This is a genomic window from Variovorax sp. V213 (genome assembly GCF_041154455.1).
Taxonomy (GTDB): domain Bacteria; phylum Pseudomonadota; class Gammaproteobacteria; order Burkholderiales; family Burkholderiaceae_C; genus Variovorax.
The window spans coordinates 129,246-145,385 of record NZ_AP028664.1 but is presented as its reverse complement, the minus strand read 5'-3'; the positions used below and the strand labels follow the sequence as shown (position 1 = coordinate 145,385).

The 16,140-nt window shown below is 65.7% G+C and carries 21 protein-coding genes; 6 read left to right on the top strand and 15 right to left on the bottom strand.

Features of this window, described 5'->3' with window-relative positions; all coding sequences use genetic code 11:
- Positions 1-9: 9 nt before the first annotated feature.
- Genes rpmD through rplN form a run of 9 tightly spaced genes read right to left on the bottom strand, consistent with a single transcriptional unit; the run spans position 10 to position 3,701 of the window.
- Positions 10-195: a 50S ribosomal protein L30 gene (rpmD, locus tag ACAM55_RS00710; RefSeq protein ID WP_009124818.1), complete on the bottom strand. Its 186-nt coding sequence runs from the start codon at positions 193-195 to the stop codon at positions 10-12.
- 35 nt (positions 196-230) lie between these two features.
- On the bottom strand, positions 231-749 hold the full coding sequence (gene rpsE, locus ACAM55_RS00705) for a 30S ribosomal protein S5 (protein ID WP_042577478.1): 519 nt from the start codon (positions 747-749) through the stop codon (positions 231-233).
- 18 nt (positions 750-767) lie between these two features.
- On the bottom strand, positions 768-1,133 hold the full coding sequence (gene rplR, locus ACAM55_RS00700) for a 50S ribosomal protein L18 (RefSeq protein WP_038111818.1): 366 nt from the start codon (positions 1,131-1,133) through the stop codon (positions 768-770).
- A gap of 14 nt (positions 1,134-1,147) precedes the next feature.
- Positions 1,148-1,681: a 50S ribosomal protein L6 gene (gene rplF / locus ACAM55_RS00695; protein WP_369654225.1), complete on the bottom strand. Its 534-nt coding sequence runs from the start codon at positions 1,679-1,681 to the stop codon at positions 1,148-1,150.
- A gap of 24 nt (positions 1,682-1,705) precedes the next feature.
- On the bottom strand, positions 1,706-2,101 hold the full coding sequence (rpsH, locus tag ACAM55_RS00690; protein WP_021012928.1) for a 30S ribosomal protein S8: 396 nt from the start codon (positions 2,099-2,101) through the stop codon (positions 1,706-1,708).
- 20 nt (positions 2,102-2,121) lie between these two features.
- The gene (gene rpsN, locus ACAM55_RS00685; protein WP_258502860.1) at positions 2,122-2,427 is read right to left on the bottom strand and encodes a 30S ribosomal protein S14; all 306 of its coding nucleotides are present in this window, start codon (positions 2,425-2,427) and stop codon (positions 2,122-2,124) included.
- 8 nt (positions 2,428-2,435) lie between these two features.
- The gene (gene rplE, locus ACAM55_RS00680; protein WP_013544114.1) at positions 2,436-2,975 is read right to left on the bottom strand and encodes a 50S ribosomal protein L5; all 540 of its coding nucleotides are present in this window, start codon (positions 2,973-2,975) and stop codon (positions 2,436-2,438) included.
- An 11-nt stretch (positions 2,976-2,986) separates the two neighbouring features.
- A complete protein-coding gene (rplX, locus tag ACAM55_RS00675) occupies positions 2,987-3,319 on the bottom strand; it encodes a 50S ribosomal protein L24 (RefSeq protein ID WP_015867799.1) in 333 nt (110 codons plus the stop codon).
- Positions 3,320-3,332: 13 nt separating this feature from the next.
- Positions 3,333-3,701, bottom strand: coding sequence for a 50S ribosomal protein L14 (rplN, locus tag ACAM55_RS00670; protein ID WP_009124801.1), 369 nt, complete (start codon positions 3,699-3,701; stop codon positions 3,333-3,335).
- A 215-nt stretch (positions 3,702-3,916) separates the two neighbouring features.
- On the opposite strand from rplN, the gene ACAM55_RS00665 reads away from it, so the two are divergent.
- Both ACAM55_RS00665 and proC read left to right on the top strand, forming a co-directional pair.
- The gene (locus ACAM55_RS00665; protein WP_369654224.1) at positions 3,917-5,095 is read left to right on the top strand and encodes an esterase-like activity of phytase family protein; all 1,179 of its coding nucleotides are present in this window, start codon (positions 3,917-3,919) and stop codon (positions 5,093-5,095) included.
- A complete protein-coding gene (proC, locus tag ACAM55_RS00660) occupies positions 5,092-5,949 on the top strand; it encodes a pyrroline-5-carboxylate reductase (protein WP_369654223.1) in 858 nt (285 codons plus the stop codon). Before ACAM55_RS00665 ends, proC begins: the two co-directional genes overlap by 4 nt.
- Positions 5,950-5,970: 21 nt before the next feature.
- Here the strand turns inward: proC and ubiA are convergent, their stop codons facing one another.
- From ubiA to ACAM55_RS00635, 5 genes are all read right to left on the bottom strand, one after another.
- Positions 5,971-6,831 carry a 4-hydroxybenzoate octaprenyltransferase gene (gene ubiA, locus ACAM55_RS00655; RefSeq protein WP_369654222.1) on the bottom strand — a complete coding sequence of 287 codons (861 nt, stop codon included), beginning with the start codon at positions 6,829-6,831 and terminating at the stop codon, positions 5,971-5,973.
- 68 nt (positions 6,832-6,899) lie between these two features.
- On the bottom strand, positions 6,900-7,493 hold the full coding sequence (locus tag ACAM55_RS00650) for a Dps family protein (RefSeq protein WP_369654221.1): 594 nt from the start codon (positions 7,491-7,493) through the stop codon (positions 6,900-6,902).
- 137 nt (positions 7,494-7,630) lie between these two features.
- Positions 7,631-8,596: a LysR substrate-binding domain-containing protein gene (locus ACAM55_RS00645; protein WP_369654220.1), complete on the bottom strand. Its 966-nt coding sequence runs from the start codon at positions 8,594-8,596 to the stop codon at positions 7,631-7,633.
- Positions 8,597-8,705: 109 nt separating this feature from the next.
- On the bottom strand, positions 8,706-9,206 hold the full coding sequence (locus ACAM55_RS00640; RefSeq protein ID WP_369654219.1) for a cupredoxin domain-containing protein: 501 nt from the start codon (positions 9,204-9,206) through the stop codon (positions 8,706-8,708).
- A 145-nt stretch (positions 9,207-9,351) separates the two neighbouring features.
- Positions 9,352-9,804, bottom strand: coding sequence for a hypothetical protein (locus ACAM55_RS00635; RefSeq protein ID WP_369654218.1), 453 nt, complete (start codon positions 9,802-9,804; stop codon positions 9,352-9,354).
- Positions 9,805-9,900: 96 nt separating this feature from the next.
- On the opposite strand from ACAM55_RS00635, the gene ACAM55_RS00630 reads away from it, so the two are divergent.
- Together ACAM55_RS00630 and ACAM55_RS00625 are read left to right on the top strand one after the other, a co-directional pair.
- Positions 9,901-10,839: a LysR substrate-binding domain-containing protein gene (locus tag ACAM55_RS00630; RefSeq protein ID WP_369654217.1), complete on the top strand. Its 939-nt coding sequence runs from the start codon at positions 9,901-9,903 to the stop codon at positions 10,837-10,839.
- Positions 10,840-11,058: 219 nt separating this feature from the next.
- Positions 11,059-11,691 carry a LysE family translocator gene (locus ACAM55_RS00625; RefSeq protein ID WP_369654216.1) on the top strand — a complete coding sequence of 211 codons (633 nt, stop codon included), beginning with the start codon at positions 11,059-11,061 and terminating at the stop codon, positions 11,689-11,691.
- A gap of 6 nt (positions 11,692-11,697) precedes the next feature.
- Here the strand turns inward: ACAM55_RS00625 and recG are convergent, their stop codons facing one another.
- Positions 11,698-13,827 carry an ATP-dependent DNA helicase RecG gene (gene recG / locus ACAM55_RS00620; protein ID WP_369654215.1) on the bottom strand — a complete coding sequence of 710 codons (2,130 nt, stop codon included), beginning with the start codon at positions 13,825-13,827 and terminating at the stop codon, positions 11,698-11,700.
- A gap of 82 nt (positions 13,828-13,909) precedes the next feature.
- Here recG and queA point away from each other — a divergent pair, with 82 nt between their 5' ends.
- Both queA and tgt read left to right on the top strand, forming a co-directional pair.
- The gene (gene queA, locus ACAM55_RS00615) at positions 13,910-14,956 is read left to right on the top strand and encodes a tRNA preQ1(34) S-adenosylmethionine ribosyltransferase-isomerase QueA (RefSeq protein ID WP_369654214.1); all 1,047 of its coding nucleotides are present in this window, start codon (positions 13,910-13,912) and stop codon (positions 14,954-14,956) included.
- Positions 14,957-14,967: 11 nt separating this feature from the next.
- Positions 14,968-16,140 (top strand): tRNA guanosine(34) transglycosylase Tgt, encoded by a 1,173-nt coding sequence (gene tgt, locus ACAM55_RS00610; RefSeq protein WP_369654213.1) that lies wholly within the window; start codon positions 14,968-14,970, stop codon positions 16,138-16,140.

Below are 16,140 nucleotides of genomic sequence, written 5' to 3'. Positions count from 1 at the left end.
CAGTCTCTCTTACAGAACTTTGACCAGATAACTGATCTTGTTGATCATGCCGCGCACCGCCGGGGTGTCTTGCAGCTCGCTCACGCTGTTGAGCTTGCGCAGGCCGAGGCCACGCACGGTCGCGCGATGCGATTCCTTGGTGCCAATCGGGCTCTTGACCAATTGCACCTTGAGGGTTTGTTGTTGCGTCGTCATTTGAATGCTTCCTTCAGCCTTGCGAGAGCTTGCGCTCAGGCGAAGATTTCTTCGACGGTCAGGCCGCGCTTGGCAGCCACTTCGGACGCGGTCGTCGAGTTCTTCAACCCGTCGAGCGTGGCGCGAACCATGTTGTAGGGGTTCGACGAACCATGGCTCTTGGCCACGATGTCGGTGATGCCCATGACTTCGAACACGGCGCGCATCGGGCCGCCGGCGATGATGCCGGTACCCTTCGGGGCGGGGATCATGACAACCGAGGCGGCGCCATGGTGACCCGTCACGCGGTGATGCAGCGTGCCGTTCTTGATCGAGATCTTGGCCAGGTTGCGGCGGGCCTCTTCCATCGCCTTTTGCACGGCAGCAGGCACTTCCTTCGACTTGCCCTTGCCCATGCCGACGCGGCCTTCGCCGTCGCCCACGACGGTCAGTGCTGCGAAACCGAGGATACGACCACCCTTCACCACCTTGGTGACGCGGTTGATCGCGATCATCTTCTCGCGCAAACCGTCTTCAGGGCCTTCGTTCTGCGTTCTTGCTTGAATCTTTGCCATTTTGAATCTCGTGTCCGGTTAGAACTGCAGACCGGCTTCGCGAGCCGCATCGGCCAGCGCCTTGACGCGGCCGTGGTACGCAAAACCTGCGCGGTCGAAGGCGACCTTCTCGACGCCGGCAGCCTTCGCCTTTTCGGCGATGCGCTTGCCGATGGCCGTTGCAGCGGCGGCATTGCCGCCCTTGCCCGAGCCGCCGAGTGCGGTGCGCACTTCGGCTTCGGCCGTCGATGCGGTGGCGATCACCTTGGTGCCGTCGTCGGAGATGACGGTGGCGTAGATGTGCAGGTTGGTGCGGTTCACCGTCAGACGGGCCACGCCCTGCGTCGCGATGCGGATGCGGGTCTGGCGCGAGCGGCGAAGACGCTGTGCTTTTTTGGTCAACATCATTTTGCTGCCCCTTACTTCTTCTTGGTCTCTTTGATCACGATCTTCTCGTCCGAATAACGGATGCCCTTGCCCTTGTAAGGCTCAGGCGGACGAACAGCGCGGATCTCAGCGGCGATTTGACCAACGCGCTGACGGTCAGCACCCTTGATCACGATTTCGGTCGGGGTCGCGGTGGCCACCGTGATGCCTTGGGGCATGTCGATGTTGACCGGGTGCGAATAACCGACTTGCAGGTTCAACTTGTTGTTGGAGGCTGCAGCCTTGTAGCCGACGCCGACCAGGTTGAGCTTCTTCTCGAAGCCCTTGGTCACGCCAACCACCATGTTGTTCACCAGCTGACGGATCGTGCCGCTCATCGCGTTCGCTTCACGCGACTCGTTGGCGGGCTCGAAATTCAGCTTGCCGTCATTGCTGACGACCTTGACCAGGGCATTGCGTGCGAGGTTGAGCGTGCCGCCCGTGCCCTTGACGCTGATCTGGTCTTCCTTGATCGACACATCCACGCCTGCGGGGATGGTGATCGGCATTTTTCCTACTCGGGACATTTCAGTTACTCCTCGATGTCTCGGTTAGGCGACGTAGCACAGCACTTCGCCACCGACACCGGTAGCGCGTGCCTTGCGGTCCGTCATCACGCCCTTGGGGGTCGTGACGATCGCAACGCCGAGGCCGTTCTGGACTTGCGGAATGGAAGCACTGGCCTTGTAGACGCGCAGGCCGGGACGGCTCACGCGCTCGATGCGCTCGATGACCGGACGGCCAGCGTAGTACTTCAGGGTGATGACGAGTTCGGACTTGCCGTCTTCGGTCTTGACCTGGAAACCGTCGATATAGCCCTCGTCCTTCAGGACCTGCGAGATCGCGATCTTCACCTTGGAAGACGGGACCGACACAGTGGGCTTCGCCACCATCTGCGCGTTACGGATACGCGTCAGCAGGTCGGCAATGGGATCACTCATGCTCATGTTGTTTGCTCCTGCCTGGCTTACCAGCTGGCCTTGGTGACACCGGGGATGTCGCCATTGAAAGCCAGTTCGCGGATCTTGGCGCGGGCCAGACCGAATTGACGGAAGGTGCCACGGGGGCGACCGGTGATTTCGCAGCGGTTGCGCTGACGCGTGGGGTTCGCGTTGCGCGGGAGCTTTTGCAGGCCCAGGCGGGCAGCAGCGCGCTCTTCGTCGCTCTTCTTCACGTCGTTGGAAATTGCCTTCAGTTCCGCGTGCTTCGCAGCGTACTTGGCGACCAGCTTGTCGCGCTTGAGTTCGCGCTGGATCAAAGATGCTTTAGCCACAGATCACCTCAGTTCTTGAACGGGAAACGGAAACCAGCGAGAAGCGCCTTGGCTTCTTCGTCGGTCTTGGCCGTCGTCGTGATGCTGATATTGAGACCGCGCAGGGCATCGACCTTGTCGTATTCGATCTCGGGGAAAATGATCTGTTCCTTGACGCCGATGTTGTAGTTGCCACGGCCGTCGAACGCACGGCCGGAGATGCCGCGGAAGTCGCGAACACGCGGCAGCGCGATGGTCACGAAACGGTCCAGGAACTCATACATCTGCACGCCGCGCAGCGTGACCATGCAGCCGATGGGCTGGTTCTCGCGGATCTTGAAACCGGCGATGGCCTTCTTCGACTTGGTGACCACGGGCTTCTGGCCGGCGATCTTGGTCAGGTCGGCGACAGCGTTGTCGAGAACCTTCTTGTCGGCGACAGCTTCACCCACGCCCATGTTGAGCGTGATCTTGGTGAGGCGGGGGACCTGCATCGGCGACTTGTAGCCGAACTTTTCCGTCAGGTCTTTCGCGATCTTTTCGCGATAGTGTTGTTGGAGACGTGCCATGTGAGTACCTCTTAGGCGAACTTGATTTCGTCGCCGCTGGACTTGAAGACGCGAACAGCCACGCGCTTGCCGTCAGCACCCTGGGTGATCTTGATGCCCACGCGATCGGCCTTGCCGGTCGCGGCATTGAAGATCGCCACGTTGGATTGGTGGATGGGCATGGTCTTCTCGACGATGCCGCCGGTCGTACCCTTGAGGGGGTTCGGCTTGGCGTGCTTCTTGACGATGTTCACGCCCTCGACGACGAGGTGCGAATCGTCCTTGCGCAGCGAGACGGTGCCGCGCTTGCCTTTGTCGCGCCCGGCCAACACGATGACCTGGTCGCCTTTGCGAATCTTGTTCATGGCGTTGTTGTCCTTACAGAACTTCGGGGGCCAGCGACACGATCTTCATGAACTTTTCGGTGCGCAGCTCGCGCGTCACCGGTCCGAAGATGCGGGTGCCGATAGGCTCCAGCTTGGCGTTGAGCAACACGGCTGCGTTGCCATCGAATTTGACCAGGGAGCCGTCGGCGCGACGGATGCCCTTGGCGGTGCGGACCACCACTGCGCTGTAGATCTCGCCCTTCTTGACGCGACCACGCGGAGCGGCTTCCTTGATGCTGACCTTGATGACGTCGCCCACGCTGGCATAACGCCGCTTGGAGCCACCGAGCACCTTGATACACAGGACGGACTTCGCGCCTGTGTTGTCGGCCACTTCGAGCCGGGATTCAGTTTGGATCATTGCTAGTAGTTCCCAACTTGTACCGATGCGCCTCCGGGAGGGAAACGCTGCGGTCAGTCTTGGGCCCGTCGTCTGCACCTCGAACCACTCGAGGCACTTCCGCTTTGGGCTGAAAGCTTCGCCTTTTTTGAAGCGAAGCCTGCGATTGTTGCACGCAGGCCAAGGCATGTCAACTGCCTTCTGACGCGAAATGCACTGGAACTAGACTTGGCGGCGTGCGCACCGTCAATTCAGGCCCCATAGCTCCCGCGTCTCCCCTGCGCCGCGGGCTGCTGGCCAGCGCGGCCGCCGCGGCGGCGGGGCTGGGTGGACTGGTCGGCTGCGGCAGCCCGGTGATCCCATCTGCCACGGCGGTACGGTTGCGCCGCGTGGCCGAGGCGTACTGGCCGCACCGGCTGAATATACAAGGCACCACGGCAGGCGGCCTCTCCGGCATCGACTATGACACGGAAAGAAGTGAGTACATCCTTCTCAGCGATGACCGGTCAGACATGGACCCCGCCCGTTTCTATACCGCGCAATGGCCGGCGCCTTGGGTTCAGCCGCCCGAACCGAAAAGCGTCGTGCAGTTGCAACGCCCCGGCGGCGGCCCCTGGCTCGCGCGCCGCCGCGCCGAGCCCCGGACGCCCGTGCCCGACCCCGAAGCACTGCGCCTGCGGCCGGGCGCCGGCACCCTGCTTTGGACCAGCGAAGGCGACGTGGCTCGGGGCTTCGGGCCCGCTTTCTACGAATCGGCGCGCGACGGCCGCCTGCTGCGCGAATTTGCCTTGCCGGCCATGTTCAACGCCGATGTGTCGCAGCGCCGCGGCCCGCGCGACAACCTGGGCCTGGAGGGCCTGGCGCTGACGCCCGACGGCCGCCACGCCTGGCTGGCCATGGAAAACGCACTGATCCAGGACGGCCCCCTTCCCACCACCAAGGCGCCAGGCGGCCCCTGCCGGCTGACCCGGATGGACCTGGAAACCGGCCAGGCGACGCGCCAGATTGCCTATGTTCCCGACGCGATCCCGTTGCGGCCGCTGATTCCCGGCAGCTACGCCGACAACGGCATCAGCGAGGTCCTGATGCTCGATGCCGACCGCATGCTGGTGCTGGAGCGCGCCTATGCCACGGGCGCCGGAAACTCGCTGCGCCTCTACGAGATCGATACCCGCGACGCCACCGACGTGCTGGAGAGCGATACGCTGGCCGCGGGGAACCATCGCCCCGCGGCGAAGACGCTGGTCGCCGACTTTGCCCAGCTCGGCCTTTCGCTCCTGGACAACACCGAAGGCATGTGCTGGGGGCCGGCGCTGCCGGACGGCAAGCGCATGCTGATGGTGGTGAGCGACGACAATTTCAACCCGCTGCAGACAACCCAGTTCGCGGCATTCGAATACACCGACCGACCATGACCATTGCCGTCACATTCCTGCCCCGCACCGGCCCGGCGCCGCTCCCCCCCATTGCCTTCATCGGCGGCGGCAACATGGCCAGCGCCATCATTGGCGGACTCATCAAGCAAGGCACGCCCGCCGACGCCTTCGAGGTGGTCGAGCCTTTCGAGGAGGCTCGCCGGAAGCTGGCGCAGTCCTTCGGCATCCATGCGCACGCCGAGGCCGGCGAGGCCCTTTCGCGCTGCGCCGTGGTGGTGTGGGCGGTCAAGCCGCAGACTTTTGCGGACGCCGCCCAGCCGGTGCGCCCGTTCGCCGAACACGCGCTGCACCTGAGCGTGGCGGCAGGCATTCCATCGGGCAGCATTGCGCGCTGGCTCGGCAGCGAACGCGTGGTGCGCGCCATGCCCAACACCCCCGCGCTGGTCGGCCAGGGCATGACCGGCCTCTATGCACGCGCCGGGGTGGACGCCGCCGACCGCGCCCTGGTCGGGCAGTTGCTGGCACCGACCGGCGAACTGCTCTGGGTCGACGATGAAGCCGCGCTCGACGCGGTCACGGCCATGTCCGGCTCGGGCCCTGCCTATGTGTTCTATTTCATCGAGGCCATGACCGAAGCCGGCATCGAAATGGGCCTGTCGCCCGACCAGGCCCAGCGGCTGGCCATCGGCACCTTCACCGGGGCCTCGGCACTGGCGCACAGCGCCACCGAACCGCCGTCGGTGCTGCGCGAACGCGTGACCTCGAAGGGTGGAACGACCTACGCGGCGCTCACTTCGCTCGAGGGGGCCGACGTCAAGGCGAAGTTCAAGACCGCGATTCGCGCGGCGCAGAAACGGGCCGCCGAGCTGGGCGAGGAATTCGGCAAAGCCTGAGGCCCCCGCCCATCGCCCGATCTACTTCAGCGCATAGCCGGCCGCGATGCCGGCAAACACCGTGAAGCCGAGCCAGTGGTTCAGGCGGAAGGCCTTGAAGCAGCCGTCGCGGGTGCGGCCGCGAATCAGCCGCCAGTGCCAGGCGGCCTGCGCCACGGCGATGCCGATGGCGGCGAAAAACACCGCCCCCAGGCCGCGGCTGGCGCCGGCCCAGGCCCAGACGGCCAGAAAGACGCCGTAGCTTGCCATCACGGCCGCCACGTCGAAGCGGCCGAAGGTAATGGCCGAGGTCTTCATGCCGATCTTGAGGTCGTCGTCGCGGTCGACCATGGCGTATTCGGTGTCGTAGGCCAGCACCCAGAACAGGTTGCCGGCGAGCAGCCACGCGGCGAACACCGGAACCGTGGATTGCACCGCCGCAAAAGCCATCGGAATGCCGAAGCTGAAGGCGATGCCCAGCACCGCCTGCGGAACCGACACGAAGCGCTTGGCGAACGGATAGACCAGCGTGATGGCCAGCGCCGCGAACGACCACAGGATGGTGACCCGATTGGTCGTGAGCACCAGGCCGAAAGCCAGCAGCGCCAGCACCGCGCCCAGCACCAGCGCCTCCCTGACCGAAACCGCGCCGCTGGTCACCGGCCGCTGTGCGGTCCGCTTCACATGGCGGTCGAAGTCGCGGTCCGCCACGTCGTTGACACAGCAGCCCGCGCTGCGCATGAGGATGGTGCCCAGCACGAACACGGCCAGAAGGCGCCAGCCCGGCCAGCCCTCGGCCGCAAACCAGAGCGCCCCCAGCGTGGGCCAGAGCAGCAGCAGCCAGCCCGCGGGGCGGTTCCAGCGAATCAGGTCGAGATAGAGCGCAAAACGGCGGGCAAGCATGCGGCAGGCAAAAAAAGAGCGGCCATTGTGCCGCTCTCGATACCGGGGCTCGGGGCCCGGGCGCTTTTTCAGTCCTCGAGCAGCGAACGCAGCATCCAGGCGGTCTGGTCGTGCACCGTGCAGCGTGCGGTCAGCATGTCGGCCGTCGGGTCGTCACCGGCCTCCTCGGCCACGGGAATGAATTCGCGCGCAATGCGCGACACGGTTTCGTGGCCCTTGACGAGGATGCGCACCATCTCCATCGCCTTGGGCGGGGTCTGGGGCACGTCCGGCACGGTGGCGATCTTGCTGAACTCCGCGTAAGAGCCCGGCGCGTAATGGCCCAGCGCGCGAATGCGTTCCGCGAGCACGTCGGTGGCGCCCCAGAGTTCGGTGTACTGGCCCATGAACATCGCATGCAGCGAGTTGAAGTGCGGCCCCGTCACGTTCCAGTGAAAGTTGTGGGTCGTGAGGTAAAGCGTGTAGGTGTCGGCCAGCACGCGGCTCAGGCCCTCGGCAATGGCGGCACGGTCCTGGCGCTCGATGCCGATGTTGATGATGGGCGCGTTGCGGCTGCCGGACTCCTGCGCCACCAGGGCATTGCCTTTCTTGGGCACCTTGCCCTGCGACGAGGACGACGACGACGATGATGTTTTCTTTGAGGTCTTCGATTCTTTTGCCATGGCGTGAAACTCTTTCTTCGACATTTGAGGGACAGCTTGATTCTGAAAGCCGACCCGCGGCTTCGCAACAGAGTCACTCTATCCCGCCGATGAACGAAATCGAACGGCCGCCGCGTAGGCCAAGTTCGCGAATTTTTCTATGACAGCCGCTTGACGCCCGGCAGCTCGCACGCATAGATGGCGTTGCGCAACGCGGCAATCGCCTCATAGCGCGTGAAGGTGCGGCGCCAGGCCAGCACCACGCGGCGCGTGGGCGGATCGCGGTCCTGCGCGTCGCGTACCGGCAGGTAGCGCACCATCTGCTCAGGCTCCTTGCGCCCCTTGACCTTGGGCTTGAGCGCTTCGGCAGGCACCGACAGGCGCGGCACCAGCGTCACGCCCATGCCCGAGGCCACCATGTGCTTGATGGTTTCGAGCGACGAGCCCTCGAAGCTCTTGCGAATGCCCTCGGCATTGCTCGAGAAGCGCGCGAACTCGGGACACACCTCGAGCACATGGTCGCGAAAACAATGGCCGGTACCGAGCAGCAGCATGGTTTCGTTCTGGAGCTCTTCCGAAGTGATCGATTCGCGGTCGGCCAACTTGTGCTTCATGGGCAGCGCCGCCATGAAAGGTTCGTCGTAGAGCGGCGCCATCGCCAGGCCCGTGTCGGGAAAAGGCTCGGCCATGATCGCGCAATCGATCTCGCCGGCGCGCAGCATTTCGAGCAGCTTGGCGGTGAAATTTTCCTGCAGTACCAGCGGCATCTGCGGCGTGCGCGCAATCACCTGGCGCACGAGGTCGGGCAGCAGGTACGGCCCGATGGTGTAGATCACGCCAAGGTTCAGCGGGCCGGCCAGCGGGTCCTTCCCGCGCTTGGCAATTTCCTTGATGCTGGCGGCCTGGTCGAGCACGCTCTGCGCCTGCTGCACGATCTGCTCGCCGAGCGGCGTGACGGTCACTTCGCCGGCGCTGCGCTCGAAGAGCTTGACCTCGAGCTCGTCTTCGAGCTTCTTGATGGCCACCGAGAGAGTGGGTTGGGAGACGTAGCAGGCCTCGGCCGCCTTGCCGAAGTGCCGTTCGCGGGCTACTGCGACGATGTATTTGAGTTCGGTGAGAGTCATAGCTTGCGTCAATTATGCGCAAGCGTCTGTGACCGGGCATGGTCCGGGGCTTAGCTGCTGCCCGCAGAGGGCAGGATCTTGCGATGGAGGACGGCAGATTCGGGCCGGCTCAGGACCTCGCGGCGGCGACGACCTTGACCTTGCCCACCATGCCGGCCTGGTAGTGGCCTGCGATGAGGCAGGCGAAATCGAAGTCCCCGGCCCGGTTGAAGGTCCAGACGATTTCCCCGGTCTTGCCGGGCGGAACGTGCGCCATGTAGGGCTCCGAATGCTCCATGCCCGGGAACTTCATCATCAGCGCCGCGTGCTCGTCGAGTTCCTTCTTCGTGCCGAGCACGAACTCGTGCATGACCTGCCCGTCGTTCCGGATTGAAAGCCTCACGGTCTCGCCCTGCTTCACCTGGATGCGCTCGGGGGCGAAGCGCATGTTGTCGGTCATCCTGAACTCGAGCTTTCGCGTCGCGCTGGCCGCGTCGCCTGCGATGCCCCACTCTTTCTGTTCCTTGCGAACCGGCCCGCTCGGCGCGCTGTGATCCTCGTCGCCATGCGCGAAGCCGGGGTTCGAGAACGCAAGGGTGCTGGCGAGCATCAATGCCTTGATGGTTTTCATGGGGTTCCTGCGTGGGTTCATGCATTCATTGATTCAGGCTGCCGATGCGGCCCTGCGCCACTGCAGCCGGGTGACCGACCAGGCCCCTGCCGTGCGCAGCACCAGGTAGACGGCCGCGACAAGGAGGTACACCTCCACCTGCAGCTCACGGCGCCGGGGCGGTTTCAATGAGCCGCAAGGCTTGTTTCATCTGGTCGACGGCCATGTTCTCCAGGTCGGCGTAGACCTTCATGTCTGCCGACAGCCGCGCAAAGGTTTCCCGCGCCGCCGCGACCTTGACCGGATCGTTGGTCTTCGGATTGGCCAGCGCCGCTTCGAAGCGCTTGTACTCGCTGGTGAGCAAGGCCGGCTGCTCGCCCAGCGCCCGCAGGCCAGCATTGGTCATCGAGCGGATGCGCAGCACCATCTTCACGTCGGATTGCTCCATCTCGGCTTGCGCGCGTTCGAATGCGAGCTTCGCGGCCAGGGCCGCTTCGCTGTCGAGCTTCTTCGTCGCCGCAACGGCGTTGAACTTGGCGATGTCGGCCGAAAGGTCATGTGCCCACGAGGGCGCAGCCAAAGCCAGTGCGGTCACTGCAAAGACGGTTCGAAGTTTCACGTCGCTTCTCCAAGTGGGTGGCTGAAGCCGCAACTCTAGGACCGCGCAGATAATCTGAATCGCTCTCGAAGTTCTATTTCCATAAGTGGTTGTTATATGTTGCTGCGCGAGATCGAGGTGTTTCGTTCCGTGATGTCGGTGGGGTCCGCCAGCAAGGCCGCCGCGCTGCTGGGGGTCACGCAGCCCGCCATCAGCCAGTCGCTGAAACGGCTCGAAGACGCGGCCGGCTTCGCGCTTTTCCGCCGGCTACGGGGCCGCCTGCATCCGACGCCCGAAGCGCAGGCGCTGCTGGTCGAGGTGGAGCGCGTTTTCGTGGGCCTCAGCAGCATCGAGCACCGCATGCGCAGCCTGAAGCGCTTCGGCGTCAACACGCTGCGCATGGCGGTCTATCCCGCCTTCGGCCTGACCTTCGTGCCGCGGGTGCTGTCGCGCCTGGTCACCGAGCGTCTCGACGCCGAGGCCAGGCCACAGATTTCGCTGCAGGTGCTCAGTTCGCGGGAGGTGCACGAGGCCGTGCTGGGGCGCCAGGTCGACTTCGGGCTGATGGCCGACGAAATGCCGACCACGGGCCTGGAGCACTCCGAATTCGCGCGCTTTCCGGGCGTGGTGGTCATGCATCCGAAGCACCGCCTGGTCAATGCCAGGATCATTCAGCCGCAGCAGATTGCGGAAGAACCGTTTCTTGCGCTCAACCCCGAGGACGCTTCGCGAAGACGCCTCGAGCGTGCGCTGGCGGAGCGCAACGTCGCCCTGAGCGTGCTGGTCGAAACGCCGTATGCGGCAAGCGTCTGCGAAATGGCGCTGAGCGGAATGGGCATCGGCGTCGTCAATCCGGTCACGGCGCTGGAGTACGCGCGGCGCGGATTGGTCATCCGCCCGCTGTCGCTCGACGTCTCTTTCGCAGGGCTGCTGGTGCTGCCGCCGGGGCAGCCGCTGTCGGGGCTCGCCCTGCGCATGCTGCAGCTCATGCGCATGCAGCTTGCCGAGGACCAGAAGGCCCTTGCGGCCTTTCTCAAGCCCCGCGCCAAGGCCTGAGAGCCCTTGCTTCGGCGTGTCTCCTCGGACTGGATCGCGGTGCGGGCGAGCCGCCCGAACCGCCGTCCTTTCTTCGGCCCGAGCCTCGGGCTTGGCGCCCATGGGTCTGGCGTTCCTCTTCGCCTCCGCGCGAGATGTGGGCTGCGCCTGCGATTCGTGTTGAATTCCGCGGGTTTCTGACCCAAGATCGGGCGCCCCCTGTCGACACCGGTAATCCCCATGACCTTGTCCACCTACCTGCTGTTCCTGCCGGCCTGTTTTGCCATCAACATGGCCTTCGGCCCCAACAACCTGCTGTCGGTCACCAACGGCGCACGGCACGGCGTTTCGCCGGCGGTCATCGCGGCCGGCGGACGCCTGGCGGCCTTCGCGATCATGATCGCCATCGCAGGCCTGGGCATGGGCGCGGTGCTGGTCGCGTCGGAACTGGCTTTCGACGTCATCAAGTACATCGGCGCCGCCTACCTCGTGTGGATCGGCATTCGCCTGCTGCGTGCGCCGGCACCGGTGGCCGAATCGCAGGCGCCGGACGCGGCCGCGCCGCCTTCGATGCGCTCGCTGGTGCGCCAGGAGTTCACCGTGGCGGCGGGCAATCCGAAGGCCATTTTGGTCTTCACGGCCTTCTTCCCGCAGTTCGTGGTGCCCGGCGCCTACGCCGCCAGCTACCTGCTGCTGGGCGTGACCTTCCTGTTGCTCGAGGTGGTCGCGATCGCGCTCTACGCCATGCTCGGGGCGCGCATGCGCCGGCTCGCCAACGGCAGCCGCGCCATGCGCTGGTTCAACAAGGTGAGCGGCAGCATGATGATCGGCTTCGGCTTGATTCTGGCGTTCACGCGCAGGCCTGCCGCCTGACGCAACCTACGCCTTCAGGTATTCGGCCTTGGTGCCGAGCCAACGATCGATGTGGCGCTGGGCGAGGTCCGGGTGCTTCTCGAGCATGCGCGGCGCCAGTTCGCGCGCCCAGTCGAGCAGCATCACGTCGGTGGCCAGATCGGCAAAGCGCAGCAGCGGAGCACCCGACTGTCGCGCGCCCAGGAATTCGCCAGGCCCGCGAATCTCGAGGTCGCGCCGCGCAATCTCGAAGCCGTCGCTGGTTTCGGCCATGGCCTTGAGCCGCGCCCGCGCCGCCTCGCCCACGCGGCCGCTGTCGCCGGGCGCATAGAGCAGCACGCAGGCCGAGGCCGCCGCGCCGCGCCCCACGCGGCCGCGCAGCTGGTGCAATTGCGAGAGGCCGAAGCGCTCGGCATGCTCGATCACCATCAGGGAGGCGTTCGGTACGTCCACGCCCACCTCGATCACGGTGGTGCTCACCAGCACCTGGATTTCGTTGGCGGTGAAAGCCGCCATCACCGCCTGCTTCTCGGCCGTGGGCATGCGCGAATGCAGCAGCCCGACGTTGACGGCCGGACCGAGTGAGTCCGCGAGCTCGTCGCGCGTTTCGGTGGCGTTGCGCAGGTCGACGGCCTCGCTCTCTTCAATCAGCGGGCAGACCCAGTAGACCTGCCGCCCTTGCCCGAGCTGCGCCTGGATGCGCGCGATCACCTCGTCCCGCCGGTGGTCGGCCACCAGCTTGGTCACGATGGGCGTTCGGCCCGGCGGCAGCTCGTCGAGCGTGGAAACGTCCAGGTCGGCGTAGTAGCTCATCGCCAGCGTGCGCGGGATCGGCGTGGCGCTCATCATCAACAGGTGCGGCTCGAGATGGCCCACGGCCTTGCCGCGCAACGCCAGCCGTTGCGCCACGCCAAAGCGGTGCTGCTCGTCGATGATCGCGAGCGCCAGGTTCTTGAAGCGCACCTTTTCCGAAATGACGGCATGGGTGCCGATGACCAGCGCGGCTTCGCCGCTCTCGACCGCGGCCGACATCGCGTCGCGCTCCTTCTTCTTCTGGCTTCCCGTGAGCCAGGCCACCCGCAGACCGCGTTCGGCCAGCAGCGGATCGAGCCAGCCGACCAGCTTGCCGAAATGCTGGGCTGCAAGAATTTCGGTGGGCGCCATCAACGCGCACTGAAAGCCCGCGTCGATGCAGCGCGCCGCCGCGAGCGCCGCCACCACGGTTTTGCCCGAGCCCACGTCGCCCTGCAGCAGGCGGTGCATCGGAATCTCGCGCCCCAGGTCGCGCGTGATCTCTTCACCCACGCGCTGCTGCGCGCCGGTGAGGCCAAAGGGCAGCACTGCGAGCAACTGCGCATGCAGCGAACTGGGCTGCGGTTCGGGCGAAGCGGGCAGCATCGGTGCGCGCTGCGCCGCACGCTCCAGCCGCGCCTGCAGCTGCGACAGCTGCTGCGCCAGCAGCTCTTCCGCCTTGATGCGCTGCCACGCCGGATGGCTGTGGTCCTCGAGCGTCGCCATCGCCACGTCGGGCGTGGGATAGTGCAGAAAGGTCAACGCGCTGCGCAGGTCCCATGCGCCGCGCAGTCCGATCTGCACCGGAATCGTCTCGTCGAGCACCGCGCGCGCCAGGCCCGAGCGCACCTCGCGCCGGAGCACCGGCTGCGCGAGTCCCGCGACCGTCGAGTAGACCGGCGTGAGCGCCTCGGGCAGCGCGGTGCCGGCCGCCTTGACGGTCGGATGCATGATCTGCCGCCCGACGAAGCCGCCGCGCACCTCGCCGCGCACGCGCACCCGCGCGCCGACCGCGAGCTGCTTCTGCTGCGAGGGATAGAAATTGAAGAAGCGCAGCTGGCAGGTGTCGCTGCCGTCGTCGAGGGTGGCAATCAGTTGCCGCCGCGGGCGGAACACCACCTCGCACTCGGTCACCACGCCTTCCACCTGCGCCATGTCGCCGTCGCGCGTGTCGGCCAGCCGCACGATGCGTGTCTCGTCTTCGTAGCGCATCGGGAGGTAGAGCGCAAAGTCGATGTCGCGCACGAGCCCGAGCTTGCGCAGCGCGCGCTGCACGAGGCTCAACCCGGCGCCGGGCGCGGCTGGGGCGACGGTGGGCGGGTTTGCGGTCTTTTGGGGGCGCACTGACTTCGCGGAAGCGGGCATGGGACAATTCTGCCCGGCTCCGGCCTTGTTCTTCTTCCTTTCCATGCCTCCTTGGCACGGGCCCGTCCGGCCCTCAAGCACCATGCGCGCCTTCACGCTCTCCGATTTCGATTTCGCCCTGCCGCCCGAGCTGGTGGCGCAACACCCGGCCCCCGAACGCACGTCCTCCCGCCTCCTCGACGGCACAGGCGGCGGCCCGGTCGACCGCATCTTCAAGAACCTGCCTTCGCTGCTGCGCGCAGGCGACCTGCTGGTCTTCAACGACACGCGCGTCGTCAAGGCCCGGCTCTTCGGCGAGAAGCCGACTGGCGGCAAGCTCGAGCTGCTGGTCGAGCGCGTGCTGCACGGCCACGAGGTGGTGGCGCACATGAAGGTCAGCAAGAAGCCGCCGGTGGGCACCATGCTCGAGATGGTCGGCGGCTTCCGCGCAACGCTCCTGGGGCGTTGGCCTGAGGAAGACGGCGCGCTGTTTCGCTTCGGCTTCGAGAGCGACGCGGGCGAAGACCCCTACGCGCTGATGGCCCGCTGCGGCCACGTGCCGCTGCCGCCCTACATCACCCACACCGATTCGGCCGACGACGAGCGCCGCTACCAGACCGTGTTTGCGCGCGTGCCCGGTGCAGTGGCCGCGCCTACGGCAGCGCTGCATTTCGACGAAGCGCTGCTGGACGAACTCGAAACCCGCGGCGTGCAGCGCGCCAACGTCACCTTGCACGTGGGCGCGGGCACCTTCCAGCCGGTGAAAACCGAGAACATCGCCGAGCACACGATGCACGCCGAGCGCTACGAAGTGCCCGCGGCCACGCAGCGTGCGATTGCCGCGTGCAAGGCCCGCGGCGGCCGCGTCGTCGCGGTCGGCACCACCACCGTGCGCACGCTCGAATCGTGGGCCAAGAGCGGCGAGGCCACCGGCGACACGCGCATCTTCATCACGCCGGGGTTCGCGTTCGAGCACGTCGACCTGCTGGTGACCAACTTCCATTTGCCGAAGAGCACGCTGATGATGCTGGTCTCGGCCTTCGCGGGCTACGAGCGCGTGATGTCGCTGTATGCCCATGCGATTGCCCACCGATACCGCTTCTTCAGCTACGGCGACGCCATGCTGCTGGCACGACAACAACAAGATTGAAGACAACGACCATGCTGAACTTCGAACTCCTGAAAGCCGACCCCGACAGCCACGCGCGCCGCGGCACGCTCACGCTCAACCACGGCGTGGTGCAGACGCCGATCTTCATGCCCGTGGGCACCTACGGCACCGTGAAGGGCGTGATGCCGCGCAGCCTCGAAGAAATGGGCGCACAGATCATCCTGGGCAACACCTTCCACCTTTGGATGCGACCCGGCCTCGACGTCATGGCGAGCTTCGGCGGGCTGCACCAGTTCGAGAAGTGGAACAAGCCGATCCTCACCGACTCGGGCGGCTTCCAGGTCTGGTCGCTGGGCGCCATGCGCAAGATCAGCGAAGAGGGCGTGAAGTTCGCATCGCCCGTCAACGGCGACAAGCTGTTCCTCACGCCCGAGGTCTCGATGCAGATCCAGACCATTCTCAACAGCGACATCGTGATGCAGTTCGACGAGTGCACGCCCTACGACACCAAGGGCCACATCACGACCGAGGCCGAGGCGCGCATCTCGATGGAGCTGAGCCTGCGCTGGGCCAAGCGCTGCCAGCACGAGTTCGCGCGGCTCGAGAACCCGAACGCGCTGTTCGGCATCGTGCAGGGCGGCATGTTCGAGAACCTGCGCGAAGAGTCGCTCGCCGCGCTGGTGGAGATGGACTTTCCGGGCTACGCCATCGGCGGCGTGAGCGTGGGCGAGCCCAAGGAAGAGATGCTGCACATCATGGGCCACACGCCGCACCGGCTGCCGGCCCAAAAGCCGCGCTACCTGATGGGCGTGGGCACGCCCGAAGACCTGGTGCAGGGCGTGGCCGACGGCGTCGACATGTTCGACTGCGTGATGCCCACGCGCAACGCGCGCAACGGCACGCTGTTCACGCGCTTCGGCGACCTGAAGATGCGCAACGCGCGCCACAAGAACGACCCGCAGCCCATCGACCCGAGCTGCACCTGCCATGCCTGCGCCGGCACCTCGGGCGTCTCATGGAACGACGGTGGGCGCGAAGGCTTCAGCCGGGCCTACCTGCACCACCTCGACCGCTGCGCCGAGATGCTGGGGCCGATGCTCACCACCATCCACAACCTTCACTACTACCTGAATCTCATGCGGGAGATCCGCGAAGCCCTCGAGGCGGACAGCTTCACGGCGTTCAGGGCCCGCTTCAAGGCCGACCGCGCGCGCGGCGTGTAG

What these genes read in the sequence shown, in the direction of transcription:
- ACAM55_RS00650 (WP_369654221.1), bottom strand. Translation starts at nt 7,493, where the DNA reads ATGGCAAAAGAATCGAAGACCTCAAAGAAAACATCATCGTCGTCGTCG.
- queA (WP_369654214.1), top strand. Translation starts at nt 13,910, where the DNA reads ATGCGCGCCTTCACGCTCTCCGATTTCGATTTCGCCCTGCCGCCCGAG.
- rpsH (WP_021012928.1), bottom strand. Translation starts at nt 2,101, where the DNA reads ATGAGCATGAGTGATCCCATTGCCGACCTGCTGACGCGTATCCGTAAC.
- rplX (WP_015867799.1), bottom strand. Translation starts at nt 3,319, where the DNA reads ATGAACAAGATTCGCAAAGGCGACCAGGTCATCGTGTTGGCCGGGCGC.
- recG (WP_369654215.1), bottom strand. Translation starts at nt 13,827, where the DNA reads ATGCCCGCTTCCGCGAAGTCAGTGCGCCCCCAAAAGACCGCAAACCCG.
- ACAM55_RS00645 (WP_369654220.1), bottom strand. Translation starts at nt 8,596, where the DNA reads ATGACTCTCACCGAACTCAAATACATCGTCGCAGTAGCCCGCGAACGG.
- ACAM55_RS00625 (WP_369654216.1), top strand. Translation starts at nt 11,059, where the DNA reads ATGACCTTGTCCACCTACCTGCTGTTCCTGCCGGCCTGTTTTGCCATC.
- rplF (WP_369654225.1), bottom strand. Translation starts at nt 1,681, where the DNA reads ATGTCCCGAGTAGGAAAAATGCCGATCACCATCCCCGCAGGCGTGGAT.
- proC (WP_369654223.1), top strand. Translation starts at nt 5,092, where the DNA reads ATGACCATTGCCGTCACATTCCTGCCCCGCACCGGCCCGGCGCCGCTC.
- rplN (WP_009124801.1), bottom strand. Translation starts at nt 3,701, where the DNA reads ATGATCCAAACTGAATCCCGGCTCGAAGTGGCCGACAACACAGGCGCG.
- ubiA (WP_369654222.1), bottom strand. Translation starts at nt 6,831, where the DNA reads ATGCTTGCCCGCCGTTTTGCGCTCTATCTCGACCTGATTCGCTGGAAC.
- rpmD (WP_009124818.1), bottom strand. Translation starts at nt 195, where the DNA reads ATGACGACGCAACAACAAACCCTCAAGGTGCAATTGGTCAAGAGCCCG.
- ACAM55_RS00640 (WP_369654219.1), bottom strand. Translation starts at nt 9,206, where the DNA reads ATGAAAACCATCAAGGCATTGATGCTCGCCAGCACCCTTGCGTTCTCG.
- rpsE (WP_042577478.1), bottom strand. Translation starts at nt 749, where the DNA reads ATGGCAAAGATTCAAGCAAGAACGCAGAACGAAGGCCCTGAAGACGGT.
- ACAM55_RS00630 (WP_369654217.1), top strand. Translation starts at nt 9,901, where the DNA reads ATGTTGCTGCGCGAGATCGAGGTGTTTCGTTCCGTGATGTCGGTGGGG.
- rplR (WP_038111818.1), bottom strand. Translation starts at nt 1,133, where the DNA reads ATGTTGACCAAAAAAGCACAGCGTCTTCGCCGCTCGCGCCAGACCCGC.
- tgt (WP_369654213.1), top strand. Translation starts at nt 14,968, where the DNA reads ATGCTGAACTTCGAACTCCTGAAAGCCGACCCCGACAGCCACGCGCGC.
- rplE (WP_013544114.1), bottom strand. Translation starts at nt 2,975, where the DNA reads ATGGCACGTCTCCAACAACACTATCGCGAAAAGATCGCGAAAGACCTG.